This is a genomic window from Streptomyces liliifuscus, from assembly GCF_016598615.1.
Lineage (GTDB): Bacteria > Actinomycetota > Actinomycetes > Streptomycetales > Streptomycetaceae > Streptomyces > Streptomyces liliifuscus.
Genome location: NZ_CP066831.1, coordinates 6,633,749 through 6,659,438, shown reverse-complemented (window position 1 = coordinate 6,659,438; position 25,690 = coordinate 6,633,749). Strand labels below are relative to the sequence as shown.

At 70.9% G+C, this 25,690-nt stretch carries 18 protein-coding genes and 1 other RNA gene; 8 read left to right on the top strand and 11 right to left on the bottom strand.

Going from position 1 to position 25,690, the window contains the following annotated elements; translation table 11 throughout:
- Nucleotides 1-68: 68 nt before the first annotated feature.
- The gene (locus JEQ17_RS28725; protein ID WP_200397861.1) at nucleotides 69-1,040 is read right to left on the bottom strand and encodes a LysR family transcriptional regulator; all 972 of its coding nucleotides are present in this window, start codon (nucleotides 1,038-1,040) and stop codon (nucleotides 69-71) included.
- Between the two features lie 83 nt (nucleotides 1,041-1,123).
- On the opposite strand from JEQ17_RS28725, the gene JEQ17_RS28720 reads away from it, so the two are divergent.
- The 6 genes from JEQ17_RS28720 to JEQ17_RS28695 all read left to right on the top strand — a co-directional run bounded on the left by JEQ17_RS28720 (nucleotide 1,124) and on the right by JEQ17_RS28695 (nucleotide 9,247).
- Nucleotides 1,124-2,617 (top strand): MFS transporter, encoded by a 1,494-nt coding sequence (locus JEQ17_RS28720; RefSeq protein WP_234048400.1) that lies wholly within the window; start codon nucleotides 1,124-1,126, stop codon nucleotides 2,615-2,617.
- A 178-nt stretch (nucleotides 2,618-2,795) separates the two neighbouring features.
- Nucleotides 2,796-4,094 carry an ABC transporter substrate-binding protein gene (locus tag JEQ17_RS28715; RefSeq protein WP_200397860.1) on the top strand — a complete coding sequence of 433 codons (1,299 nt, stop codon included), beginning with the start codon at nucleotides 2,796-2,798 and terminating at the stop codon, nucleotides 4,092-4,094.
- Nucleotides 4,091-5,092: a carbohydrate ABC transporter permease gene (locus JEQ17_RS28710; RefSeq protein ID WP_200397859.1), complete on the top strand. Its 1,002-nt coding sequence runs from the start codon at nucleotides 4,091-4,093 to the stop codon at nucleotides 5,090-5,092. The genes JEQ17_RS28715 and JEQ17_RS28710 overlap by 4 nt, the downstream gene beginning before the upstream one ends.
- Nucleotides 5,089-5,910, top strand: a complete 822-nt coding sequence (locus JEQ17_RS28705) for a carbohydrate ABC transporter permease (protein ID WP_200397858.1) — start codon at nucleotides 5,089-5,091, stop codon at nucleotides 5,908-5,910. Before JEQ17_RS28710 ends, JEQ17_RS28705 begins: the two co-directional genes overlap by 4 nt.
- Nucleotides 5,911-5,921: 11 nt before the next feature.
- Nucleotides 5,922-8,237, top strand: coding sequence for an alpha-xylosidase (gene yicI, locus JEQ17_RS28700; RefSeq protein ID WP_200397857.1), 2,316 nt, complete (start codon nucleotides 5,922-5,924; stop codon nucleotides 8,235-8,237).
- Nucleotides 8,238-8,239: 2 nt separating this feature from the next.
- Nucleotides 8,240-9,247 carry a LacI family DNA-binding transcriptional regulator gene (locus tag JEQ17_RS28695; protein WP_200397856.1) on the top strand — a complete coding sequence of 336 codons (1,008 nt, stop codon included), beginning with the start codon at nucleotides 8,240-8,242 and terminating at the stop codon, nucleotides 9,245-9,247.
- A 72-nt stretch (nucleotides 9,248-9,319) separates the two neighbouring features.
- Here the strand turns inward: JEQ17_RS28695 and dacB are convergent, their stop codons facing one another.
- The 6 genes from dacB to ftsE form a co-directional block, all read right to left on the bottom strand.
- Nucleotides 9,320-10,876 (bottom strand): D-alanyl-D-alanine carboxypeptidase/D-alanyl-D-alanine endopeptidase, encoded by a 1,557-nt coding sequence (gene dacB / locus JEQ17_RS28690; RefSeq protein ID WP_200397855.1) that lies wholly within the window; start codon nucleotides 10,874-10,876, stop codon nucleotides 9,320-9,322.
- Nucleotides 10,877-11,103: 227 nt separating this feature from the next.
- Nucleotides 11,104-11,491: a transfer-messenger RNA gene (gene ssrA, locus JEQ17_RS28685) on the bottom strand.
- Between the two features lie 159 nt (nucleotides 11,492-11,650).
- Nucleotides 11,651-12,184, bottom strand: coding sequence for an SsrA-binding protein SmpB (gene smpB / locus JEQ17_RS28680; protein ID WP_186001021.1), 534 nt, complete (start codon nucleotides 12,182-12,184; stop codon nucleotides 11,651-11,653).
- 104 nt (nucleotides 12,185-12,288) lie between these two features.
- A complete protein-coding gene (locus tag JEQ17_RS28675; RefSeq protein WP_200397854.1) occupies nucleotides 12,289-13,455 on the bottom strand; it encodes a S41 family peptidase in 1,167 nt (388 codons plus the stop codon).
- Between the two features lie 67 nt (nucleotides 13,456-13,522).
- Nucleotides 13,523-14,440, bottom strand: coding sequence for a permease-like cell division protein FtsX (gene ftsX / locus JEQ17_RS28670; RefSeq protein ID WP_055615826.1), 918 nt, complete (start codon nucleotides 14,438-14,440; stop codon nucleotides 13,523-13,525).
- 88 nt (nucleotides 14,441-14,528) lie between these two features.
- Nucleotides 14,529-15,218: a cell division ATP-binding protein FtsE gene (gene ftsE, locus JEQ17_RS28665; RefSeq protein WP_200397853.1), complete on the bottom strand. Its 690-nt coding sequence runs from the start codon at nucleotides 15,216-15,218 to the stop codon at nucleotides 14,529-14,531.
- A 345-nt stretch (nucleotides 15,219-15,563) separates the two neighbouring features.
- On the opposite strand from ftsE, the gene JEQ17_RS28660 reads away from it, so the two are divergent.
- Nucleotides 15,564-15,758, top strand: coding sequence for a hypothetical protein (locus JEQ17_RS28660; protein WP_055615824.1), 195 nt, complete (start codon nucleotides 15,564-15,566; stop codon nucleotides 15,756-15,758).
- A gap of 151 nt (nucleotides 15,759-15,909) precedes the next feature.
- Here JEQ17_RS28660 and JEQ17_RS28655 read toward each other — a convergent pair whose 3' ends face one another.
- The 4 genes from JEQ17_RS28655 to JEQ17_RS28640 form a co-directional block, all read right to left on the bottom strand.
- The gene (locus tag JEQ17_RS28655; protein ID WP_200397852.1) at nucleotides 15,910-16,524 is read right to left on the bottom strand and encodes an LPXTG cell wall anchor domain-containing protein; all 615 of its coding nucleotides are present in this window, start codon (nucleotides 16,522-16,524) and stop codon (nucleotides 15,910-15,912) included.
- A 304-nt stretch (nucleotides 16,525-16,828) separates the two neighbouring features.
- Nucleotides 16,829-17,935 (bottom strand): peptide chain release factor 2, encoded by a 1,107-nt coding sequence (gene prfB / locus JEQ17_RS28650; protein WP_189843485.1) that lies wholly within the window; start codon nucleotides 17,933-17,935, stop codon nucleotides 16,829-16,831.
- Between the two features lie 251 nt (nucleotides 17,936-18,186).
- Nucleotides 18,187-19,431 (bottom strand): serine/threonine-protein kinase, encoded by a 1,245-nt coding sequence (locus JEQ17_RS28645; RefSeq protein WP_200397851.1) that lies wholly within the window; start codon nucleotides 19,429-19,431, stop codon nucleotides 18,187-18,189.
- A 181-nt stretch (nucleotides 19,432-19,612) separates the two neighbouring features.
- Nucleotides 19,613-21,292 (bottom strand): serine/threonine-protein kinase, encoded by a 1,680-nt coding sequence (locus JEQ17_RS28640; protein ID WP_200397850.1) that lies wholly within the window; start codon nucleotides 21,290-21,292, stop codon nucleotides 19,613-19,615.
- 438 nt (nucleotides 21,293-21,730) lie between these two features.
- Here JEQ17_RS28640 and JEQ17_RS28635 point away from each other — a divergent pair, with 438 nt between their 5' ends.
- Nucleotides 21,731-25,657 (top strand): FHA domain-containing protein, encoded by a 3,927-nt coding sequence (locus tag JEQ17_RS28635; RefSeq protein WP_200397849.1) that lies wholly within the window; start codon nucleotides 21,731-21,733, stop codon nucleotides 25,655-25,657.
- The last annotated feature ends 33 nt before the right edge of the window (nucleotides 25,658-25,690 follow it).

Sequence of the window (25,690 nt, the reverse complement as noted above, 5' to 3'; positions counted from 1 at the left end):
CGCCCCCTTTATCACACTGCACCCGGCCCATGAATGTAGCGCACGTAAGCAACAGTGAGGGTTCTGTGTCAGGCCCGGCTCATCATGATGAGTGCATCTGTGGCCGGAATCCAACCCTCCGATGGACGCTCCAGCCACCCTTCCGCCCCCGCAAGCCGAGCCGCCGCAGTGCGCAACGCCTCCACTCCACGATGCACCAGTCCCTTCCGCCACACCAGCGACACCGGTGACAGCGGAACCGGGTCGACCAGGGGCCGGAGGACGGATTTGGGCATGGCCGGAAAATCCATCACGGCCAGGACGGGGTTTCGTTTCTTGGCCATGATCCTTTGGAACTCCTCCGTGCCGACGGCGAGTGGCGCCGGCGCCGCGACCTCGATCCCGCGTCCCTCGAAAAGCTGACGGGCGAGGTCGGTCCACTCCAGCGTCCGGGGATTCCCGGCTCCCGCGTACACCTGTTCGCCCGCCAGCGCGTCGAGTGGTATGGCATCCATTTCGGCCAGTCGGTGGTCCTCCGGCAGCACGACGGCCATGGGTTCGTACCGCACGGGCTGCTGTTCCAGGCGGGCGCGGACCGCCGGGTCCAGGCCCGCGAACCGCCCGAAGGACGCGTCGAGCCGCCCCGCGAGCAGCTCGGCGGCGGCGCCGGTGAGGCCGCTCTCGAAGCGGGTCATCAGCTCGCAGTCGGGGGCGAGTTCACGGGCCAGGGCCAGCACGCGCCCGGAGACCAGCCCGGGGCTGTTCACGTCCACGAGCAGGGGCCGCTCGGCGTCCGGCCGCCCGAAGGCGGCCAGCAGCTCGTCCTGCGCCTCCAGCGCCCGCCGCGCGTGGGGCAGCAGCCGCTCGCCGTCGAGGGTGAGCGTCACCTGCCGGGTGGTGCGTACGAAGAGGGTGGCGCCCAACTCCCGCTCCAGCCGCCGGATGTCACGGCTGAGGGCCTGCTGGGCGACGTACAGCCGGGCGGCCGCGCGAGTGAAGTGCAGGTCCTCGGCGACGGCGAGGAAGGCGCGCAGCAGGCGGGGGTCGAGGTGGGCGGGCATCCGGCGAACCTACAACGCGGGTGCGTGAATCGGTACGGAGTAAGTGTTGGACCCCCGCCGACGGGCCGGGCGAACGTTGATCCATGCCCCGACCACCCCGACCACCCCTCCAGCAGCCCCCTCGGCCGTACCCCCGACCCCGGTCCCGCCCCCACCCCGACGCACGTACGACCGTCCCCGCCGTCACCGCCGACAGCCTGGTGGTGGCCGATTTCGGACCGCGGCGGCGGGCCTCCCGCCCGGAAGGGCGGCCTCGGCGCGGAACCAACCCGTACCGCCGCCTCTTCACCATCCCCGGCACCCGGGCCTTCACCCTCGGGAATCTGATCGCCCGGCTCCCCATGGGCATGTTCAGCGTGAGCGCGGTGATCATGATCGCGGGGGCGCGGGGCTCGTACGCGCTCGCCGGTGCCGTCACGGCGACCGGGCTGGCTGCGACGGCGGTCGTGGCACCCTGGACGGCACGGCTGGTCGACCGGCACGGACAGGCGCGGATCGCCGTGCCCGCGACGGCGATCGCCGCGCTCGGCTCGCTCGCGCTGATGCTCTGCGTCCGGTACGGGGCACCCGACTGGACGCTGTTCGCCGCGTACGCCGCCACGGCCACCACACCCAACACCGGCGGTATGTCCCGGGCACGCTGGGCGTATCTGCTGAAGGGCGATCCGGTACGCCTCCACACCGCGAACTCCTTCGAGCAGGCCGCCGACGAGCTGTGTTTCATGCTCGGGCCGGTACTGGCCGCGTCCCTGTGCGGGGCGCTGTTCCCGGAGGCCGGCACCCTCGTCGGGGTCGTCCTGCTGCTGACCGGCGTGCTCACCTTCGCCGCCCAGCGCTCGACGGAACCGCCCGCCCGGGGCCGTACGAGCACAGCGACGCGGTCGCCGGTCCGGGCGCCCGGGATGCCGCCGCTGCTGGTGGGATTCCTCGCCACGGGTGCGGTGTTCGGCTCGATGGAGGTGGTGACGATCGCGTTCGCCGACGCGCAGGGGCACCGGGCGGCGGCCGGGATCGTCCTCGGGCTACAGGCCGCCGGATCGTGCGCCGCCGGGCTCCTCTACGGGGCCCTGAGGGCAACGGGCCCGGCCGAGCGGCGGCATCCGTGGACCCTCGCCGCGATGGCCCTCCTGATGTGGCTGCCGCTGCTGGCCGCCTCCCTCACGGGTTCCCTCGTGGTGCTCGCCGGGGCGCTGCTGTTGGCGGGGATGGCGACCGCCCCCGCGATGGTCACGGGCATGACCCTGGTCCAGCACCGCACGCCCGAGGGCCGGTTGAACGAGGGGATGACCCTGGCGGTGACGGGACTGCTGGGCGGGATCGCCTGCGGGGCGGCGGCCGGCGGATGGGCCGTGGAACACGTGTCGACGACCGCGGGCTACGGAGTACCGGTCGCAGCGGCGGCGACCGCCCTCCTGATCTCGGTCACGGCAACGACGGGCCGCCCGGCCCCGGCCCACGCCCACGCCCACGCTCAGGCCTCACCCCAAGCCCAAGCCCAGCCCCAGCCCCAAGCCTCACCCCAAGTCCAAGTCCAAGCCCAAGCCGAGGCCCAAGCCCAGGCCGAAGCCCAACCCTGACGACACCCCACCCGTCCGACCCGCCGAACACCCGCCCCAATTCGCGCGCACCCCATTGACGCGCCCACAGCCCCCACATACGTTCCCCCGTCGAAGCGCTTCGACGTCGCGCATCGAAACGATTCGATGAACGCTGCGTGATGTCCCGATACCCATCCGACTCCCCCGGAGGCACTGGATGTTGACGGCACGAAGGCGTGTGATGGCCGTGGCCGCGGCGGTGGTGAGCACCACCCTGCTGCTGGCCTCCTGCGGCGGCGACTCGGGCAGCGAGTCCTCCGACGGGAAGACGTTGAAGCTGTGGCACTACGAGGCACCCAACAGCGCGATGGGCGTGGCCTGGACGGAGGCCATCAAGGAGTTCGAGAAGACCCACCCGGGCGTCGAGGTGAAGTTCGAGGAGAAGGGCTTCGAACAGATCCAGAAGACGGCCCCGATGGTCCTCAACTCCAATGACGCGCCCGACCTCATGGAGTACAACAAGGGCAACGCGACGGCCGGGCACCTCTCCCGACAGGGGCTGCTCACCGACCTGTCCGCGGAGGCGGCGAACCGCGGCTGGGACAAGAAGCTCAGCGCCGGTGTGCGGACCACCAGCCAGTACGACGCCAAGGGCGTGATGGGTTCCGGGAAGTGGTACGGAATCCCCAACTACGCCGAGTACACGATGGTGTTCTACAACAAGGACCTCTTCAAGAAGTACGGGCTGGCCGAGCCGAAGACGTTCGACGAACTGACCGCCGCCATGGACAGGTTCGTCGACGAGGGCATCACCCCGCTCGCCAACGCGGGCGCCGAGTACATCGCCCACCAGTACCTCTACCAGCTGGCCCTGTCGAAGGCCGATCGCGCCTGGGTGGACTCGTACGAGCTCTACAAGGGCGAGCCCGACTTCCACGACGCCGCCTGGACGTACGGCGCCGAGACCTTCGCGGACTGGGTGAAGAAGGGGTACATCAGCGAGAAGTCCACCGGTACGAAGGCGGAGGACGCCGGGGTCTCCTTCATCCAGGGCAAGAGCCCGATCCTGTTCTCCGGCAGCTGGTGGTACGGCCGGTTCGTCGCGGAGAGCAAGGTCGACTGGGGCACCTTCCTGTGGCCGGAGTCGAACATGACCCTCGGCTCGGGCGGCAACCTCTGGGTGGTCCCCAAGGGCGCCAAGAACAAGGACCTGGCGTACGACTTCATCGACATCACCATGTCGAAGAAGATCCAGAACCTGCTCGGCAACAACGGCGGAGTCCCGGTGGCCGCCGACCCCGCCGCCATCACGGACCCGCGCTCCAAGGGGCTGATCGCCAACTTCAACACCCTCGCCGAGCGGGACGGGCTGGCCTTCTACCCCGACTGGCCGGTCGCCGGCTTCTACGACGTGCTCGTCTCCGAGACCCAGAAGCTGATGACGGGAAGCGCGAAACCGGACGCCTACCTGGACGCGGTGGAATCGGCGTACGAGAAGGGCGTACAGGCCCCATGACGGTCACCGTCGAACGGGGCGGCCGGGGCAGTCGGAGCGGACGGGGCAGTCGGGGCGGTGATGCTGTCGAAGCGCATCACCGGGCGAAGGGACCGCACCGCCCCCGCGACTCGTACGCGCTGTTCCTGCTCCCCGGAGCGCTCGCCTTCTTCGTGATCATCGTCGTGCCGTTCCTGATGAACACGGGCGTGAGCTTCACCGAGTGGCAGGGCGTGGGTACGCCGAAGTGGACCGGGCTCGCCAACTACCGGGAGCTGATGGACGACTCGGAGTTCTGGGCGTCCTTCCGGCACAGCCTGTTCATGGTCGTGGCGATGGCGGCCGTGCCGACCGTCGTGGGACTCGTGCTGGCCGCCGCCCTCTTCGACTTCGTCGGCAAGCACTTCGGCAGCAGGACGGTCGCCGTGCTGCGGGCCTGCTTCTATCTGCCGCAGGTCCTGCCGATCGCGGTCGCGGGCATCGTGTGGAGCTGGATCCTCGCGCCGGAGAACGGCTCGCTGAACGAGCTCCTGAAGGCCGTCGGGCTCGGCGGCCTCCAGCAGGACTGGCTCGGCGACCCCGACCTCGCCCTCTACACCGTCATGGGCGTGATGGTCTGGGTGCAGATCGGCTTCCCGCTCGTGGTCTTCATGGCGGGCCTGCAACGCGTCGATCCCCAGCTGTACGAGGCCGCCGAGCTGGACGGCGCCGGCTGGTGGCGGCGGTTCTGGCACATCACGCTGCCGCAGATCAGGCCCGAGATCCACGTCGTACTCCTGTGGTGCACGATCGCCGCGCTCAAGGTCTTCGGGGCGGTGTACGTCCTCACGAAGGGCGGGCCCGGCGGGGCGACGAACGTGCCCTCCTACTTCTCCTTCACCACGTTCTTCGAGAAGACGCAGGTGGGCTACGGGGCGGCGATCTCCACCGTCCTGACCGTGATCATCCTCGTCCTCGCCCTCGTGGGACTGAAGCTCCAGACCCGGGCCGAAGACGCCGAGGAAGGGCTCCGAGTATGACCGCCGCCCGCCGCTATCCGGTGCTCGTCGCCCTGTTCATCGGGGCCCTCTTCATGGTCCTGCCCTTCCTGATCGTCGCCGTCAACGCGGTGAAGTCGCCCGCCGAGTACTCGGCGAACGGCCCGCTCAGCCTTCCCGAGGGCGTCTACCTCGACGGTCTGAAGGACTTCTGGCAGCGCGTCGACTTCGGGCAGAAGCTGGTCAACTCGGTGCTCATCAGCGGGTCTGTGGCCCTGGGCGCCGTCGTCCTGTCGGTCCTCAACGCGTACGCGATCGGCATCGGCCGCATCAAGGGCCGCACCTGGGTGCTCGCCTTCTTCGTGCTGGCGAACATGCTGCCGCAGGAGGCGCTGGTCTACCCGGTCTACTACCTGAGCAAGGAAGCGGGCCTGTACGACACCAGGCTGAGCGTGATCATCGTCTTCGTCGTGATCCAGGCCGCCTTCGGCACGTATCTCCTCGCCTCCGTCCTCGGACAGTTCCCGCGCGAGATCATCGAGGCCGCCCGGATCGACGGGGCGAACAAGTGGCAGGTGCTGTGGCGGATCGTGGTGCCCGTCAGCCGGCCCACCATCGGCGTGCTCCTGGTCTTCTTCTTCATCTGGACCTGGAACGAGTTCCTGCTTCCCCTGGTCATGCTGATCTCCAACGACAACCAGACCGTGTCGGTGGCGCTCGGTGTCCTCCAGGGCCAGCGCCTGATGGACGCCACGATGACGAACGCGGCCGCGCTCCTGGGTGTCCTGCCCGCCCTCGTCTTCTTCCTGGTCTTCCAGCGGACGCTCACCCGCGGCATCGCCGTGGGCGCGGTCAAGTAAGGGGTGTGCGTGTGAAGTTCACCGACGGCTACTGGATGCTGCGCGAGGGCGTGAGCGCGGCCCATCCGGTCGAGGTCCTCGATGTGACCGCCGGGCAGGGCGTGTTGGCGATCCACGCGCCGACCCAGCCCATCCGCCACCGCGGCGACCTGCTGAAGGGACCGGTCGTGACGATCAGCGCACACGCGCCGATGCCGGACGTCATCGGCGTCACGTTCACGCACTTCGAGGGCGAGGAGCCGCGCGGGCCCCGATTCGAACTGGGGAGGGAGGAGTTCGCGGCGCACGCCGAGTACGACGAGGAGTCCGCGACCCTCACCGCGGGCGCCCTGTCCGTACGGGTGAGCCGCACCGGCCCCTGGCACGTCGACTTCCTCGCGGACGGCCGCACCCTGACCACCAGCGGCGCCAAGGGCATGGGCATCATGCGGGACGCGGGCACGGGCGGCCACTATCTGCGCGAGCAGCTCAACCTCGGTGTGGGGACCCAGGTCTACGGACTCGGCGAACGCTTCGGGCCGCTGGTCAAGAACGGCCAGGTCGTCGACATGTGGAACGCCGACGGGGGCACGGCCACGGAACAGGCGTACAAGAACGTGCCGTTCTATCTGACGGACGCCGGCTACGGCGTGTTCGTCGACCATCCGGGCCGGGTGTCGTTCGAGGTCGGCTCGGAGGCGGTGTCCCGGGTGCAGTTCAGCGCCGAGACACAGCAGTTGACGTACTACGTCATCTACGGTCCGACGCCGAAGGACATCCTCCGCAAGTACACGGCCCTCACCGGCCGTCCGGCGCTGCCGCCCGCCTGGTCGTTCGGGCTGTGGCTGTCGACGTCCTTCACCACGTCGTACGACGAGACGACCGTGACCTCCTTCATCGACGGCATGAAGGAGCGTGAACTCCCGCTCTCCGTCTTCCACTTCGACTGTTTCTGGATGCGGGAGTTCAACTGGTGCGACTTCGAGTGGGATCCCCGGGTCTTCCCCGACCCGGAGGGGATGCTGGCCCGCCTCAAGGAGCGCGGGCTGCACATCAGCGTCTGGATCAACCCGTACATCGCGCAGCGCTCCCCGCTGTTCGCGGAGGGCAAGGCCCTCGGACACCTGCTGAAGCGGCCCGACGGCAGCGTCTGGCAGTGGGACCTGTGGCAACCCGGCATGGCACTGGTCGACTTCACGAGTGAGGCCGCCCGCGACTGGTACGCGTCGAAGCTGGAGGCGCTGCTCGCGCAGGGCGTCGACTGCTTCAAGACCGACTTCGGGGAGCGGGTCCCGCTCGACGTGGCGTACGCGGACGGCGGCGACCCCGAGCGGATGCACAACTACTACACCTACCTCTACAACCGGACCGTCTTCGACGTGCTGCGCAAGCACCGCGGCGAGGGCGAGGCCGTCGTTTTCGCGCGCTCGGCGACCGCCGGCAGCCAGAAGTTCCCCGTGCACTGGGGCGGCGACTGCGAGGCGACCTACGAGTCGATGGCCGAGTCGCTGCGCGGCGGCCTGTCGCTCGGCCTCTCCGGGTTCGGCTACTGGAGCCACGACATCGGCGGCTTCGAGGGCACCCCGACACCCGCCCTCTTCAAGCGCTGGCTCGCCTTCGGCCTGCTCTCCTCGCACAGCCGCCTGCACGGCAGCTCCTCCTACCGGGTGCCCTGGCTCTTCGACGAGGAGGCCGTGGACGTCCTGCGCCTGTTCACCCGGCTGAAGCTGCGCCTCATGCCGTATCTGTACGAGGCCGCCCGCACCGCGCACACCGAGGGCGTCCCGATGATGCGCGCGATGCTCCTGGAGTTCCCGGACGACCCCGGGTGCGCGCATCTGGAACGGCAGTACATGCTCGGTCCGGACCTGCTGGTCGCGCCGGTGTTCTCCGACGAGGGCGAGGTGTCGTACTACGTGCCCGAGGGCACCTGGACCCACTTCCTGACCGGCCGGCCGGTGACCGGGCCCCGCTGGGTGCGCGAGAGGCACGGCTTCTCCAGCGTGCCGCTCCTCGTCAGGCCGGGCGCGGTGATCCCGGTGGGAGCCGTCGACGACCGGCCGGACTATCCGCACGCGGACGGGGTGACCCTGCACGCGTACGGGCTCGACCGCGGCGCGCAGGTCACGGTGCCCGTGGACGGCGTGACCTTCACCGTCGTACGCGAAGGTGACACACTGCGTGCCTCGTCGAGCGACCCGTCGGCGCCCTGGGCGCTTGCGGCCGGGGAACGGGTGGCGCGGGCGAAGGCCGGGACCGGGTTCCTCTCCCTCGAACTGGGCCCCGAGTCGGACCCGAAGTCGGACCCCGAGTCCCTTGAGCCGGGACCCGAGCAGGAGCGGGGCTGAGCATGGTGAAGATCACCGACGTGGCACGGCACGCCGGGGTGTCCCCCAGCACCGTCTCGTACGCGCTGAGCGGCAAGCGCCCGATCTCCGAGGAGACCCGGCAGCGCATCGAGGACAGCATCCGCGAGCTGGGCTACCGGCCGCACGCGGGCGCCCGGGCCCTCGCCAGCAGCCGGTCGAACGTGCTGGCACTGGTGGTGCCACTGCGGACCGGAATCCATGTGCCGGTGGTGATGCAGTTCGCGGTGTCCGTCGTGACCGCCGCGCGCCGGCACGACCACGACGTGCTGCTGCTCACGCAGGAGGAGGGCGAGGACGGGCTGCGACGGGTCGCGGACACCGCCCTCGTGGACGCGCTGATCGTGATGGACATCCAACTCCACGACCGGCGCCTGCCGTTGCTGCGCGCCCTGGACCGCCCGTCGGTCCTCATCGGCTTCCCCGCCGAGCCCGCCGGGCTGACCTGCATCGACCTGGACTTCAGGGCGGCGGGCGAGCTGTGCGTCGAGCATCTCGCGGGCCTCGGACACCGGGTGATCGGCCTGGTGGGCTCACCGCCCGAGGTGTACGTACGGGAGACCGGGTTCGCCCAGCGGGTGGTCCAGGGCTTCACCGCCGCGGCCGACCGCAACGGCATCGCCTCCTCGGTGCACCCGTGCGAGGCGGCACCCGCGGCGGCCCGGCGGGTCGCCGAGCAACTCCTGCGGGAGCGGCCCGCGTTGACGGGTGTCGTGGTGCACAACGAGCCGGTCCTGGAGCCACTGATCGACGCGTTCGAGGCACTCGGGTTACGGGTCCCGGGGGATCTGTCGGTCACGGCGATCTGCCCGGACGAGGTGGCCGAGCAGACCCGCGTCCCCGTCACCTCGATCGCCATACCGACCGCCGAGGTGGGCACGGGGGCGGTGGAACTGCTGATGAGGAAGCTCGGCGGCGCCACGGCCGTACCGGAGGCCACGCTGCTGTCGCCCCGGCTGACGGTACGCGCGAGCACGATGCCGCGGCCCTGACCGCCCGGGCCCTGTGGGGTCCAGGGCGTCGACGAGACGCCCTGGACCGCACCTCACTCCTTCAGCACTCGCTCAGCACTTCACCGGCTTGCGCCACGAGCACTCCAGGTCCCCGTTCCGCTCGGCCGCCCGCGCGCTGCCCGGCTTCACCAGTGCGGCCGCGTCCGCCGTGGACCGCGCCAGTGTCACCACGATCGCGTCCTCCAGCGGCTTCACGGAGGAGGCGAGGTAGTTGTTGAGCACGATGCTGTAGACGAGTTCACGTCCGCCCGCGTCCGTCACGTACCCGGAGAGGCCGGACGCCCCGGTCAACGAGCCTGTCTTGGCACGGGCGTTGAGCGCCGCGGGCGTCCCGCACATCCTGGTCCGCAGTGTGCCGCCCACGAACCGGTCGGGGCCGCAGGCGACCGGCAGGGACTTGTACCAGTCGGCGTACCAGGGTTCGGCCCGCACCGCGAGCAGCAGCTTGGCGAACTGGCCTGCGGTGAAGTTGTTCATCCGGGACAGCCCCGAGCCGTCGACCTGCCGCAGCTTGCCCGTTTCGACGCCGACGCCCTTCGCGTAACCGCTGACGGCGGCGAGCCCGGCGCTCCAGCTCCCCTCCCCCGAGACCTTCAGGCCCATGGCCTTGGTGAGGATCTCGGCGTGCATGTTGTTGGACAGCTTCATGAAGGGGATCAGCAGGTCCTTGAGCGGCATCGAGGCGTGCGAGGCGAGCTGCCGTGCCCCCGCGGGCGTGGCGCGCCCGAGCCGTGTCGGCCCGGTCACCTTCACCCCGTGTGCGGCGAGCGCGTCCCGGAAGACGGCGACCGCGTACCCGGTGGGCTCCCACACGCTCACCCACTCCGTGGCGCCGGAGCCGCCCACGGGCGTCGTACCGCCGACCACGATGGTGTTGGTGCCGTGCTCCCGCTCGACGGTGAGGTCGTTCGAGCCTCCCGCGGCGACGGTGGTGGCCCGGACGTCCAGGTCGACGTAGTCCGTCTTCGGTGTGACGGTGACCGTCGGCTCGTCCCCGGCCTCCGCGCCCGGCGCGACCTCCACGATCACGGTCCCGGTGTCGTAGTCGGTGTCGGGGGCGACACTCAGCGCGCTGATCTGCGCGGAGTAGTACGCGGACTCGTCGTCGGCGGCCCAGGAGCGGCCGAGCCGGGCGCTGTCGAAGCGGGTGTCGTCGGCGAGGAGCCGCCCGTCGACACGGGTGACACCCGACGTGGCGAGGTCGGCGGCCAGTTTGTCGTAGTCCTTGGCGAGTGCGGTCGGGTCACCGCTGCCGCGCAGATACAGATCGCCGCGCAGGACGGAGCCCTGCCGTCTGCCGTTCGTCAGGACGTCCGTCGTGAACCTGTGGTCGGGGCCGAGGATCTCCATCGCCGCGGCCGAGGTGGGCAGTTTGGTGTTGGAGGCGGGCATCAGCCGCTCGGTCGGCCGGTGCTGGTACAGCACGTCGCCGCTCGTGGCATCGGCGACCACGACACTCGCCGCCCCGCCCTCCATCCGGCTGTCCCCGAGGATGGTGTCGATGGCCTCCGGCAGTCCGCTCCGGTCGGCGTCCGCACCGGCCGGCGAACCCGAACCGAGCGCGGCCGCCGCGAGCCCGATCACGACGGGCCAGATCCACCGTTTCATTCGGGAGTCGACGCGCTCCCCAGAACTCTTCGCGGTTCTACTCACGGGTCTGCTCATGCCACAGGAGCATCCCGGACGACGCGCCCCGTGGACAGTAGGCCTCCGGAGGCAATCAGCCGAACCCCACGGCGGAGCCGCGCGCCGTGTGCCCCGCGGCTCATGACAAGGGTCCAGGCACGACAAAGGCCCCGCTGCCTGGGCAGCGGGGCCTTTGTTTAACATGGGATGAGTGGAGATGGCGGGAATCGAACCCGCGTCCACCGGTGCAGAATCAGGGCTTCTCCGTGTGCAGTTCGCTGCGATTTTCTCGGCCCCGGTGATCACGCGAACAAGTCGCCGACGGGCCCAGTCACTGTTTGATTTCCCATCGAACCCCGTGACCGGGCTCGATGGTTTAGTTCCCTAGATTATGCCAGGGTCCGGGTCGGGAACACCCCCGGGCTGACACCCTTTTAGGGTCCTTCAGTCGCTGTTATTAGGCAGCGAGGGCGAAGGACTGGGAATCGCTCTTGGAATTGGCGATTATTGGTTGCGACATATGGTTAACGAGATCATTGCCGCTTCCTCGACACGCTTCCCCTGCTTCAACAGCCGCTGTCGAAACCGATCATCCCCATGTTGATTTTTCAAGCCTCTTCGGAACTTCTCCAAGCGAAGAGGTGCGCACCCGCTATGAGGTGCAGTGCCATCGTACGTGACCAACGCGCACCCATGCCACCGTATTCCCTGCGGCACGGCGGCACGGCGGCCCGGCGGCCCGGCGCCCACCGGCCGCTACTCGCCCCGCTGCTTCCTCTTGGCCGCCGCGATGGCCCGGTCCGACTCCCGCCGGTCCTGCTTCTCGCGGAGGGTCTGCCGCTTGTCGTACTCCTTCTTGCCCCGGGCGAGCGCGATCTCGGCCTTCGCGCGGCCGTCCTTGAAGTAGAGGGCGAGGGGCACGATCGTGTGACCCGTCTCCTCGGACTTCGACGCCAGCTTGTCGATCTCCTCGCGGTGCAGGAGCAGCTTCCGCTTGCGGCGCACGGTGTGGTTGGTCCACGTGCCCTGGCTGTACTCCGGGATGTGGGCGTTGTGCAGCCACGCCTCGTTCCCGTCGATCTGGACGAAGCCATCGGTCAGCGAGGCCCGGCCCTGGCGCAGGGACTTCACCTCCGTGCCGGTGAGGACGAGCCCGGCCTCGTAGGTGTCGATGATGGCGTAGTCGTGCCGCGCCTTCTTGTTCTGCGCGACGATCTTGCGCTTGCCGTCCTTGACCTTGCCGGAGGTGCCCCCTCCCTGCTTCGGCTGGGATTCTTTCGGTACGTACATGCCCTTGCTCATAGTGCTGGCCATTTTCGCACTAGAGGGGCCCACGAGGGAAAGCCGATTACGGGAGACGCGGACCGTCGGCCCGGAATGCCGGGTCCGGTCGGCTACGAGGGGTCGCCGAGCCCGCTCAGTACGGTCTCGGCCCGCTCCAGCGCGCTCTCCTCGGCCTCCAGGTCGGGAGTGATGCCGCGGCCGTCGACGCCGCGGCCGGAGGGGGTGCGGTAGTGCCCGACGGTCAGCTCGGCGACGGAGCCGTCGGGCAGCCGGCTCGGCATCTGGACCGAGCCCTTGCCGAAGGTCCTGGAGCCCACGACGACCGCCCGGCCGCGGTCCTGCAGGCCCCCCGTGAGGAGCTCGGCCGCGCTCATCGTGCCGCCGTCGACGAGCGCGACCAGGGGTCTGGTGGTGTCACCGCCGGGATCGGCGTGCAGGGCACGCTGGTCGCCGTTCACGTCGTACGTGGCGACGAGGCCGCCGTCGAGGAAGGCGGAGGCGGCGGTGACGGCCTCGGTGACCAGGCCGCCGGAGTTGCCGCGCAGGTCCAGGACGACCCCGGTGCCCGTGGGGGCGTCGGCCACGGCGGTCCGTACGAGGTCTCCGGAACCCTTGGTGAAGGCGGCGACCTTGATCACGGTGACGCCGCCGGGCAGTTCGCGGACCGTCACGGAGTCGGTGGACAGGCGGGCCCGGCGCAGGGTCTCGCGCCATGTGCGCGTGCCGCGCTCAAGGCCGAGAGCGACGGTCGTTCCGGCGCTCGCGTCGGTGGCGTCGCCCCTCAGTAATGAGACCACCTCCGTGACGGGCCTGCCGTCGACCCGGTGGCCGTCGATGCTGCGCAGCCGGTCGCCCTGGCGGATCCCGGCGGCCTGCGCGGGCGAGCCGGACTGCACGCGGGTCACCTCGATACGTCCGTCGCGCTCGCGCCGGGCCCACAGGCCGACGCCGGTGTACTGGCCGTCGAGGGCTTCCTCGAACTCCTCGTACTCGCCCTGGGAGTAGACGGCGCCCCAGCGGTCGCCGCTGCGGCTGACGGCCCGCTCGGCGGCCTCGACCGGGGACTTGCCGTCGGCCATCGCCTCGGCGGCGGCGTCGGCGACGTCCTCCTGGTGGCCCGCCGGGGCCGACTTCGCGGACGGGGAGGCGTTCTTGCGGCCCGGGGTGTCGAACGAGCCGGTCGCGGCGCCCGCCGCGAGAACGCTCGCGAAGACCAACGTCAGGGCCGCCCCGCGGCCGAAACGGCGGGGCTGACAGAACAGGTCACGGCCTGACATGCCGGTGAGTCTAGGACAACGAGAAGGGCCGTACCGGCGCTTGCCGGTACGGCCCTCTTGGCATGCGTCACACCTTCAGGTACTTGCGCAACGCGAAGAACGCGGCAAGCGCGGGCATCAGCAGACTCGTCGCGAGGATGAGCGGCAGCTTCGTGAGAACGGCGTCCCAGCCGATGAAGTTGATCAGATTCAGCTTCTCCGACAGGGCCAGACCGTGGTCGATGATGAAGTACCGGGCGATCAGCAGGAAGGCACACGCCACCCCGCCGCCGATCAGTCCGGCGACCGCGGCCTCCATGATGAACGGCGCCTGGATGTAGAAGCCGGAGGCGCCCACCAGGCGCATGATCCCGGTCTCACGCCGACGGCTGAAGGCGGAGACGCGCACCGTGTTGACGATGAGCATCAGCGCGACGACGAGCATCATCGCCATCACCGCGCGGGCGGCCCAGTTCATGCCGTTGAGGAGCCCGAAGAGGTTGTCGAGGATGCCCTTCTGGTCCTGCACGGACTGCACGCCGTCACGGCCGTCGAAGGCGGTCGCGATGACCTGGTACTTCTCCGGGTCCTTCAGCTTGATGCGGAAGGACTCCTGCATCTGGTCCGGAGTGAGCGAGGCGGCGAGCGGGGAGTCGCCGAACTGCTCCTTGTAGTGCTTGTACGCCTGGTCGCTGGACTCGTGCGAGACGGTCTCGACGACGGACATCTTGTCGAGGTCGGTCTCGATCTGCTTCTTCTGCTCGGTGGTGACCGCTCCCTTGGCGCAGTTGGGGTCGGACTCCGCGTCGCTCTTGTTGCAGAGGAAGATCGAGACGTTGACCTTGTCGTACCAGTAGCCCTTCATCGTGTTCACCTGGTCGCTCATCAGGAGCGAACCGCCGAACAGGGCGAGGGACAGGGCGACCGAGACGACGACCGCGAAGGTCATCGTCAGATTGCGGCGGAGACCGACACCGATCTCCGACAGAACGAACTGGGCGCGCATGGCGTCTTCTCAGGCCTTTCCGTGGCGGATGCGTGGGGAGTCCTCCCCCTGCTCTGCGGTGGCGCCGAGAGCGTGAGGGAGGTCGCGGTCAGTGCTGGTAGCCGTACACGCCGCGCGCCTGGTCGCGGACTAGTCGGCCCTTCTCCAGCTCGATGACGCGCTTGCGCATCTGGTCCACGATGTTCTGGTCGTGCGTCGCCATCAGGACGGTCGTGCCCGTCCGGTTGATCCGGTCGAGCAGCTTCATGATGCCGACGGAGGTCTGCGGGTCGAGGTTTCCGGTGGGTTCGTCCGCGATCAGCAGCTTGGGCCGGTTGACGAACGCTCTCGCGATCGCCACCCGCTGCTGCTCACCGCCGGACAGCTCACCGGGCATCCGGTCCTCCTTGCCGCCGAGCCCGACGAGGTCGAGCACCTGCGGCACGGACTTGCGGATCTCGCCGCGCGACTTGCCGATGACCTCCTGCGCGAAGGCCACGTTCTCGGCGACCGTCTTGTTCGGCAGGAGGCGGAAGTCCTGGAACACCGTCCCGAGCTGGCGGCGCATCTGCGGCACCTTCCAGTTGGAGATGCGCGCGAGGTCCTTGCCCAGGACGTGCACCTGACCGTGGCTGGTCCGCTCCTCGCGGAGGATCAGCCGCAGGAAGGTGGACTTTCCGGAGCCGGAGGACCCCACCAGGAACACGAACTCGCCTCGCTCGACCTCCAGGGACACATCCCTCAGAGCGGGGCGGGTCTGCTTGGGGTAGACCTTGGACACGTTGTCGAATCGGATCACGGATGCACCACAGGCCGTCGGGGATATCGGGGTTAGATGAGCGTGACCATACGCGACCCGGGTACACGCGCGCAGTCGCCGGGAGAGGTTGCGCAAGGGTTGTGCGCTTTTGTGCGGGGCAACCTCTGAGAGGGGCCGCGCCCCGAAGGGGTGCGGGGAACTGCGCGACCGGCCACACACGGCCTGTAGCCGCGAGACAACGCAAGCCACCCCTCAGGAGGCGCCCTGCCCAGCCCCCGCACAAGAACCCGCGCACCCTCCGGAGGAACCTGGCACAGTGGAGGGGGAACGTATCCGTTCCCGAGAGCGTTGTGTACGTGGAACCGGTGCAAGGAGGGCGAGCGCATGACGTACGACCGGCTGGTGTGCGCGAACTGTGCCGCGCCCGTGAACGAGGGCCGCTGCCCCGTCTGCCGCGCGAACCGTGCGCGGCTGCAGCAGGAGGGCCCCTTCGGCGGCGGCCTCAACCCCATGGCCCTGATCGCACTGCTCGCCATCCTGATCGCGGCAGTGGCCCTGCTGGCCCACCAGACCGCGTAGGGACGCGCGCGAGGCACGACCGGGCACGCACGAGGCACGACCGCAGCGGACGACAAGGCGCGGACAAGACATGAGGAAGGGCCCGGAGCTTCAAGCTCCGGGCCCTTCTCACGCACTCACGTCACACACTCACGCGCGTACGCCCATGATGTCAGGCAGCCGCGCCGCGGCCGTTCATGAGGCGGGGCAGCATACGGAAGCCGATGCCACCGGCGATCATCGTGGCGGCGCCGATCAGCAGGTACGTGATGTTCTCGGCGGCGCCGGTCTCGGCCAGCTCGCCGCCGGTGCCCTGGGCGGAGGTGTCCGAACCGGTGTCGGTCAGGCTCTCCTTGCCCGCGCCCTGCTCGACCGGCTGGGAGCCGCCGTCGGGGTCGGTGTCGTTGCCACCGGCGCTGCCGCCGTTGCCGTTGCCCGGGTCGCTCGGCTCGTCGGTGGGCTCGTCGGTCGGCTCCTCCGTCGGCTCAGTGGGCTCCTCGGTCGGCTCCTCCGTGGGCTCCTCGGTGGGAGGGTCGGTCGGGTCCGTCGGAATAACCGTCGGCTCCTCGGTCGGCTCCGTGGGAGTCGGGGCCGGGGTCGTCGGGTCCTCGACACCGATGCCGACCTCGACACCGCTCTCGTCGGCCTTGGCGCCGACGTTCAGACCGCCCACCTCGACACCGACGTCGAGAGCCGAAGCGGCACCGGCGGCGGTCAGCGAAGCACCGGCGGCGATCACCGCGCCGGCGGCTATCCGCGCGATCCGGATACGCGTCTTCTTGGTCATCTGGTTGCTACCCCCAGTAGCTCATCGTCAATGGTGCAGCGCCCGGGGCCGCGACGTCGGGGAAAGCTCGGTGGAGCTCCCGGTTCACATGCGCCCCAGAGATACGCATGCCGCGCGTCAGCTTTCCCACTTTTCAATGCAACGTCAAGGTCGTTGCGACCGCGATGTCCAGATCAAGCTCTTTTGACCGGCACAGCGTCATGTGAGTGTGATGTAAAACCCAGACATCGGCCTACACAAAGGGCAACTGCCGTCCGATGGATGGCAGTTGCCCTGTCGACAAAACGACGTCTACAAATGTCGCCTACTTCTCCTGCTGCTTGCGCCAGCGAATTCCGGCCTCGAGGAACCCGTCGATCTCGCCATTGAAAACGGCCTCGGGGTTTCCGACTTCGAACTCCGTGCGCAGATCCTTGACCATTTGGTACGGGTGCAGGACGTACGAACGCATCTGGTTGCCCCAGGAGTTGCCGCCGTCGCCCTTGAGGGCGTCCATCTTGGCCTGCTCCTCCTGCCGGCGCCGGTCGAGGAGCTTGGCCTGCAGCACGTTCATCGCGGACGCCTTGTTCTGGATCTGCGACCGCTCGTTCTGGCAGGAGACGACGATTCCGGTGGGGAGGTGGGTGAGCCGCACCGCGGAGTCGGTCGTGTTGACGCCCTGGCCGCCGGGCCCGGACGAGCGGTACACGTCCACCCGGAGCTCGGACTCGTCGATCTCGATGTGGTCGGTCTGCTCGACGACGGGAAGGATCTCCACACCCGCGAAGGAGGTCTGGCGCCGTCCCTGGTTGTCGAAGGGCGAGATGCGCACCAGCCGGTGCGTGCCCTGCTCCACCGAGAGCGTCCCGTACGCGTACGGGATCTGGACGGCGAAGGTGGTCGACTTGATGCCGGCCTCTTCCGCGTACGAGGTCTCGTAGACCTCCGTCTTGTATCCGTGCTGCTCGGCCCAGCGCAGGTACATGCGCTGCAGCTTCTCGGCGAAGTCGGCGGCGTCGACGCCACCGGCCTCCGCGCGGATGTTGACGAGCGCCTCGCGGGAGTCGTACTCCCCGGAGAGCAGGGTCCGGACCTCCATCTCGTCCAGCGCCTTCTTGACGGCGGTGAGCTCGGTCTCGGCCTCGGCCCGGGTGTCCGGGTCGTCCTCCTCCTCGGCCATCTCGAAGAGGACACTGAGATCATCGATACGCCCGCGGAGCGCTTCGGCCTTGCGCACCTCGGCCTGGAGGTGGCTCAGCTTGCTGGTGATCTTCTGCGCCTCGTCCGGGTCGTCCCACAGGGACGGCGCTGCCGCCTGCTCCTCGAGCACGGCGATGTCTGCCCTCAGCTTGTCGAGGTCCAGGACGGCCTCGATCGACTCCATGGTCGAGGAGAGGGACTTGAGCTCTTCGGATACATCGACGACTGCCACGCCTCCAGCGTAACGGCTCCACGAAGTGGCTCCGCCGGTGGAACGGGGGGCTTGTGATTGGCGGGGCTCGGTTCGTCGGGTGCGGGCCGGTGGGGGCCGGTCGCGCAGTTCCCCGCGCCCCTGAAGACGAAAGAGGGGCTACCGCCCCTGCCTTTCGTCTTCAGGGGCGGTAGCCCCGTGCTGTTGAGGGGCGCGGGGAACTGCGCGCTCAGCCCAAACGAACCCGCACCCGAAAAACGACAAGCGGCCCGTCAGGGCGAAGCCGGCGCCGACGTCTCCGTCTCGGAGGGCGTCGCACCCGCGTCGTCCCCCGAGGTGGCGAGCCACGCGCCAACCCCCACCGCAGCGACGAGCGCCACCCCCGCCGCCCCCAACGTGATCCTCCGACGCCGGGCCGCGGCGGCCCGATGGCGCGCGGACCCCGGCCGCGGCGCCCCCGCTGCCCGCGGCGCCCGGGCCGTGCCACGGGCGCCGCCCGCGAGCTCGTCGGGCCCCGGCACCCTCATCGACGTATGCGTGTCACGGTTGGAGTCCGGCTTGGCCCCGGGCACGAGCGGAACGGCCCCCCGCCGGACCCGCTCCCGCGGAGCCTGCGGCTCGTCCGGCGCGTCGTCGTACCCGCCGCTCCCGTCCTCGCCCCCGTCCGGCTCGTCCACGTCCAGCGGTGGCATCCCCGCCAGCAGCGGCAACTGCTCCCGCAGCCGCTCGCCCAGCTCGGACGCCCGCAACCGGGACGCGGGCGCCTTCGCCAGGCACTGCACGAGCAGCTGCCACAGCTCCTCGGGAATCCCGGGCAGCGGGACGACGGTCTCGGTGACGTGCCGGCGAAGGACCGCCCCCGGGTGACCGCCGCCGAACGGCGTGAATCCCGCGAGGAGTTCGTAGAGCACGGTCGCCAGCGCGTAGATGTCGACGGCCGCCCGCGGGGGCAGCCCCTCGATGATCTCGGGCGCCAGATAGTCCGGCGTGCCGATGATCTTCGTCGCCCGCGTCCGCCGCGGGGAGTCGATGAGCTTGGCGACCCCGAAGTCGGTGAGCAGCGCGGGGTGCGAGCCGCCGGGCCCGAGCGGCCCCTGCATGTCGAGCAGCACGTTCTCCGGCTTGACGTCCCGGTGCACGACCCCCGCCGCGTGCGCCGCGGCGAGTCCGTCCGCGACGTCGGCCACGATGGCGACGGCCGCCTCGGGCGCGAGCCGCCGCTCCCGGTCGAGCCGGGTCCGCAGATCCGTACCCCGGACTAGGTCCATGACCAGGGCGAGGTCGTTGCCGTCGACCACGAGGTCCCGTACGGAGACGACGTGCGGGTGGTCCAGGCCCAGCAGGGCCGTCCGCTCCTGCACGAAACGGCCCACGAGCTCCTGGTCGGACGCGAGGTCCTCGCGCAGCAGCTTGATGGCGACGGGGCCCTCGGGCCCCTCGCCGAGCCACACCGTGCCGGCGCTGCCCCGCCCCAGAATCTGGTTGGCGGTGTACCGGCTGCCGATCTTCCGTACCAAGACTGCTCCTACGGGCGCGTGTTGCCGATAAAGCTACGCGCCCAGAGCGCCAACCTCCTCTTCGGCGACAGAAATCACCCCCCAGGTGTCGACAAATCCCCAGAACCGCACCGCGGTTCCGGGGATTTGAAGGGGCAATGCTCTGAAATACCTGAAAAGGCTTATTGGCGCCTGAGAAGACTTACTTCCCGGAACCGCCGCCCAGGTCCTCGACCCAGCCGGAGACCGTGCCGACCCAGTCCGTCAGCTGGTCCCAGTAGCTCTTGGACGTGCCGATCCAGCCCTGGAGCGGGCTGAACTCCCAGATCGCCCACCCGGCCAGGAACAGGATGACGATGGTGAACAGGCATCCCTTGAGGCAGCCGAGGCCGGGGATCTTCATCGGGTTGGCGCTGCGCTGCCGGGGCTCGCGCGGCGGCCTCGGCGCGGGCTGCTGAGGCTGCTGGGGCGGAGCGTGCCGCTGCTGCGGCTGGTGGGGCTGGTGCTGGGGCGCGTACCCCTGGGGCTGCTGCCCCTGCTGCGGATAGCCGTACCCGGGCTGGTTCTGGGGCGGTCGCTGCCGGCGCTGCTGCGGCTGCTGGGGCCTCGGCTGCGGCGGTGGCTGCTGCTGGGGCCTGGCGACCTGGCGCTGCGGGCGCCGCCGCAGCGGGTCCTCGTTCGGGTCGAGGTACGGCTGCATCTGCGTCGGCTCGTTGCGGTCGCGGGCCGCCCGCAGCTGGTTCTGCCAGGGGTGCGGGTCCTCGGGACCGCCCCCGGGCTGCCCCGGGGGCACCGGCGGCATCACGGCCGTCGGGTCGGCCGCGCCACGGTTGGGCAGTACGGCGGTGGGGTCGGCGGCGCCGGTGTGCGGCAGGACGCTGGTCGCGCCGTTCGGGTCGTACGAGGCCGCGCCCTGCGGGAGCACCTGGGTGGGGTCGGCGGCACCGAAGTCGCCCGGCACGGCGGCGGGCGCCAGGTCCGGGGCGAGCATGACGCCCACGGCCTCGGCGGCGGCGATCTGCGCGGAGTTCGCGTGCACGCCGATGCCCTCGGCGACCGTACGCAGCCCGCGGGCGAGGTTCTCGGCGCTGGGCCGCTCGTCCGGGTTCTTGCGCAGGCAGCGCTCTATGACGGTCCACAGCGGGTCGGGGACCGTGGAGGGCCGGCGCGGCTCGGCGCTCAGATGCTGGTGCAGGACCTCCAGGGCCGATCCGCCGCCGAACGGGGGACGGCCGGTGACCAGCTCGTACAGCATGATTCCGGCGCCGTAGATGTCGACGGCGGAGGTCTGCGGGCGGCCCTCGGCCGACTCGGGCGCGACATAGGCGGGCGTGCCGACGAACTCGTGGGTGCGGGTCAGGCCCGGGGAGTCGGCGAGGCGCGCGATGCCGAAGTCGGTCAGCATCGGGTGCATCTGGCCGCCTCCCTGCTTGAGCAGGACGTTCGCGGGCTTGAGGTCGCGGTGCACGACTCCGTCGGCGTGGCTGGCGGCGAGCGCGTCCGCGACCTGGGCGGTCAGGAGCGCGGCGGCGACCGGCGAGAACGGGCCGTTCTGGCGCAGATAGTGATGGAGGTCGGGGCCCTCGATCAGGTCCATGACCAGGGCCAGCAGATCACCCTCGACCACGAGGTCCCGTACGCGCACGATGTTCGGGTGGGTCAGGCGGAGCAGCACGGAGCGCTCGCGCAGGAACCGCATCACGATGTCCGCGTCGTTGGCGAGCTCCTCCTTGAGGACCTTGATCGCCACCGTTTCACCCGGCTGACCGGGTACTGCCGCCTCGGCGCCCGCTGTCTCCCTCTGGCGGGCGCGCCAGACGGTGCCTGTGGCGCCGCGCCCAAGCGGCTCCTCAAGGAGGTACTTGCTCCCTACCGGCCGCACGTCATGCGCTCCCTGCTGCTTGCCTGACTGATCCGTCCACCCTGCTACGGATGGTTCCGACCCACTGTAGTGCCGTCGAACGTGGCACCGGGCTGTCGTCCCGCTGCGGTTTCCCTCACCCTGCCTGCCCATGCATTACGTAAGCCGTTCCTGTATGTGTTCGATGAAAAGACGCTCGCTTTGGGTGGTTTGGTTGCCGCATCTTGACGTGACCGATCTCAAGCGGACATCGCTCGGGCATTGGTCAGGCACTTTTGCGGGCAGAGCCGACCAATCAAGATCACATGCCGGTGGAGGACGGGCGTGTTGTCAGTGGCAGGTGCGAGGATGCTTTCCGTACTGGCCGACGTGCCCGTGTGCGGTGGGGGGAATCTGCGGTGGGGGACCGCGGGGCAGCCTCGTCGCGGGCGCCCGCGACAGAAGGGACCGCTGACGGCGATGCAGATCCGGCTGACCGTCGTAGACCCGCTGGGGACGCGCCCCGAGGGACGCCCCGCGTCCTGCGACGTGCTGGTGACAGCACCCGCCGGGACCGCGCTCGCGGCGGTGGCCTCCGGCCTCGCCTCGGCGGTCGGGGGCGAGGGAGCCGGGGTGCTGTACGCGGGGGCGGAGCGGCTCGACGCGCAGCGCTGCACGCTGGGCGAGCCACCTCTCATGGACGGCGCCGTGCTGTCGCTCGGCTCCCCCGCGGAGCCCGGTCCCGACCTCGACCCCGCCGCGGCACAGCTGCGCGTGGTGGCCGGACCCGACGCCGGAGGCGTCCATTTCCTGCACGGCGGCCGGATCGACATCGGCCGCTCGGCCGACGCCGACGTGCCGCTGGACGACCCGGACGTCTCCCGTCTGCACTGCGCCGTGACGGTCGCGGCGGACGGCCGCGTCTCGGTGGTGGACCTGGGCTCCACGAACGGCACGACGCTGGACGGCCGGCGCGTGGGCGAGCGCCAGGTGCGCTTCGCGCCTGGGGCACTCCTTCGGGTGGGCGAGTCCGCGCTGCGCCTGGCCCCGGCGGGCGAACCGGCCGTCGTGCGGGAGACCGCACCGGACGGCGAGGGCCACATCCGGGTCGTGACGGCACCGGAGACCCCCGAGCGGGAACAGCCGACGGCCACGTCCGGTCGTACGGGACAGCAGGCACCGGCGCCGGCACCGGGTGAGGCAGCCGGAGCGGCGAGGGTGCCCCACGCGCGCGACGGGGGCGTTCGGGGGGACAGGCACGACGGGGGCGACGGGGGCGCTCCTGAGGCGGCGTCGCCTTTCCGGAGCGCGCCGCCGACCGCCGAGACGCATCACGGGTACGGCACCGCGGGGTGGGGCTCCGCCGAGGGCGGGCGCTCCCACGGGGCCGCCGGGGCCACGTCCTCGCCCCAGGGGCTCACGCCCGCGGGCCCGACCGTCGTGCCCGGGCAGGGCCGGGCACCCCGGATCGAGAGCACGGACCCCGGAGCGCCCTCGGCAGCAGCCCCCGAGGAGAACCCGGACGCACCCGCCCCCGGTGAGGGCGGCCGAAAAGGCACTCCCCTCCGGGGGACACCCGTGCCACGCGGTGTGCGCAAGCGCGGCGGGCTCTCCGCATGGGCCAGGCGGCTGGCGGGCGGCCGGAGCGACGAACCGGACACGGAGCACGACGAGGCGTACGACGACACGTACGACGACGCGTACGAGACACCGGCAGCCGAGGAGCCCTTCGTCGCGGGCGCGTCCGCTCCCGAGCGGTGGCCCGATCCCGCCGCGCTGCTGCTGGCCGCGCTCGGACCGGGTCCGCGACTGTGGGAGCGCGGCCCGGGACACCCCGAGACACTCACGGTGCGGCTCGGCACGGCGGACCGGAGCGCGCCCGACGGCTCCGGCCTGCTCCCCTCCGTGCCGGTGACCGCGGGTCTGCGGGAGGTCGGGGCGCTGGGCCTGGCCGGGCCGCGCGGCCGCCTCTCGGGGCTCGCCCGCGCGGTGGTCTCCCAGCTCGCCGCGCTGCACTCGCCCGACGCCCTGGAAATCACCCTGATCAGCACGGACCGCTCGCGTTCCGTGGAGGAGCGCACCGCCGAGTGGTCCTGGCTCGGCTGGCTCCCCCATCTCCGTCCCACCCACGGCCAGGACTGCCGTCTCCTCCTCGCCTACGACCGCGAACAGGCGACGGCGCGTACGGAGGAGCTGGTCCGCAGGCTTGAGGACCACCTGGCGGAGGCGGGCCGGGCCTCCGTGTCCACCGGCGGAGGGGCGTGGCGCCTCGGCGACGGCTCACCGGACGACAGCGGAGCCTTCTCGGCCGTACGACGGTCGGACGGCGACGAGCGACGGGAACCCGGCGGCGAGCGGGGCCATGGAGGCGCGGGTGGCCCTGGGGGGCATGACGGTGGCACGAGCGGCCGTCCCGGGTCCTCCTCTTCCTCCACCACCTCCTCTTCTTCCGCTTCATCTTCCTCCTCCGACGGTCCGGCCCGGTCGAGGCACCCGTCCGACGGCGACGCGGCCCGCGCCGGTGGGCGCACCGGTTCCACCGACCCGGCGCTGCCCCGCGCCCACCCCACCGCACGCGACAGCAACATCACCCACCTGGGACTCCCCCGCAGCGGTACGCAGACCAGTGACGCGGCCTCGCGCGGGCGGGCCAGGCGGCCCTCCTGGGCGCGGTCCGACGATCCGGCGGACACCGAGTGGCCGGGCCCCCACACCGTCGTCGTGGTGGACGGGGACCCCGGGTCGGCCGGTGTGCGGGAGGCCGTGTCACGGCTCGCGGCCGAGGGGCCCCAGGCCGGGATCCACGTCATCTGTCTCGTGGAGACGCCGGCCGCGTCGCCCGCCTCACCGGTGACGGACACGTACGAGGCGGCCTGCGCGGCCTCGCCCGCCTTCCGCGAGTGCGGTGCCGTCGCGCTGCTCAGCGGGGACGTGGCGACGGCGCTGCGACTGCTGCGCGTGGCGCACGGCAAGCAGCCGGGCGGTTCCGCGTCCCCCGCGCAGGGCGGGCCCGTGGGCCACGGCACGGTCGCCGCCGTGGACGCCGTGTCCATGGCCTGGGCCGAGCGGTTCGCCCGGGCGCTGGCGCCGCTCCGCGCGGACGGCGTGGTGGGCGAGCGGCACACCCGTGTGTCGGCGCCGCTGCCCCAAGCCGCCCGGCTGCTCGACGAGTTGGGCCTGGCGAGGGCCACCCCGGCGTCACTGATGGCCCGCTGGGCGGACGCGGCCGACGACACGGAGGCGCTCGGCGGCCGGGCCACGGCCGTGCTCGGCGCCGGTCCCCGCGGGCCCGTCTGCGTGGACCTCGCGGTCGAGGGGCCGCATCTGCTGGTCGAGGGCCCCTCGGGCAGCGGGCGCACGGAACTGCTGCGTTCGGTGGCCGCCTCGCTGGCCGCCGCCGAGCGGCCCGACCGGCTCGGCATCGTGCTCATCGACGGCCGGGACGGCACGGGCAGCGGTGGCGCGGCCGCGCGCGGGGACGGGCTCCAGGTGTGTACGGACCTGCCTCACGTGACGACGCATCTGGGCGCCCACGATCCCGTACGGATGCGGGAGTTCGCCCAGTCCCTGGCCGCCGAGCTGAAGCGGCGGGCCGAGCTGCTCGGCCGGCTCGACTTCGCCGAGTGGCACGCCGTGCAGGACCGACAGGACAGGCAGGCGCGACAGGATCGGCAGGACCGACAGGGGGCGTCTGGCCGTGTCGTCGCCCAGCGGTCCGCAGGTTCGGCGAGTTCGGCGGGTGCGACTGGATCGGCCGGTTCGGCCGGTTCAGGAGCGGCCAGGCAGGGCGGTGCGGCCGGTGGGTCCGCCGGTGCCGGGGACATCGACACTCCCTCCAGTTCCACGCTCCGGTTGCGTCCCGTCGCCAGCCGGCCGCGTTCGGACACGGGGCCTGCGCTCCCGCGGCTCGTCGTGGTCGTCGATGACCTAGACGCCCTGCTCTCCCCCGCGCTGGGCTCCCCCGGCCGCCCGGCGGCCGGGTCGGTCGTGCGGGCGCTGGAAGCCGTGGCGCGGGACGGGGAGCGGCTCGGGGTGCATCTGGTGGCGGCGACCGGGGGCGGGGAGCGGACGGACGAGACGGAGCTGGCTCGGCGGGCCACGCTCCGGGTTGTCCTCGAAGCGGTGGTGGCCGGGCCGGAGGAACCTGCGCCCGGGCGGGGGCGGCTCGGCGGACCGGCCGGTCGGTCAACGCCGTTCCAGGGGGGTCGGGTCACGGGGCGTATTCCTCGTACGGCGACTCTGCGTCCCACGGTTGTGCCCCTGGAGTGGGCTCGTATGGGCGATCCGCCCGCTCGTCGGCCCGTTCGTGAGCTGGGCAACGGGCCCACGGACCTGGCGCTCCTGGCCAGCGCCCTGGAGCGGGCCGCTCGCTCCGTCTCGGCGACGGAGGTGCCTTCGCTTCTCTAGCTGCGGGTTCGTCCGGCGTTTTCTCGCCCCCGC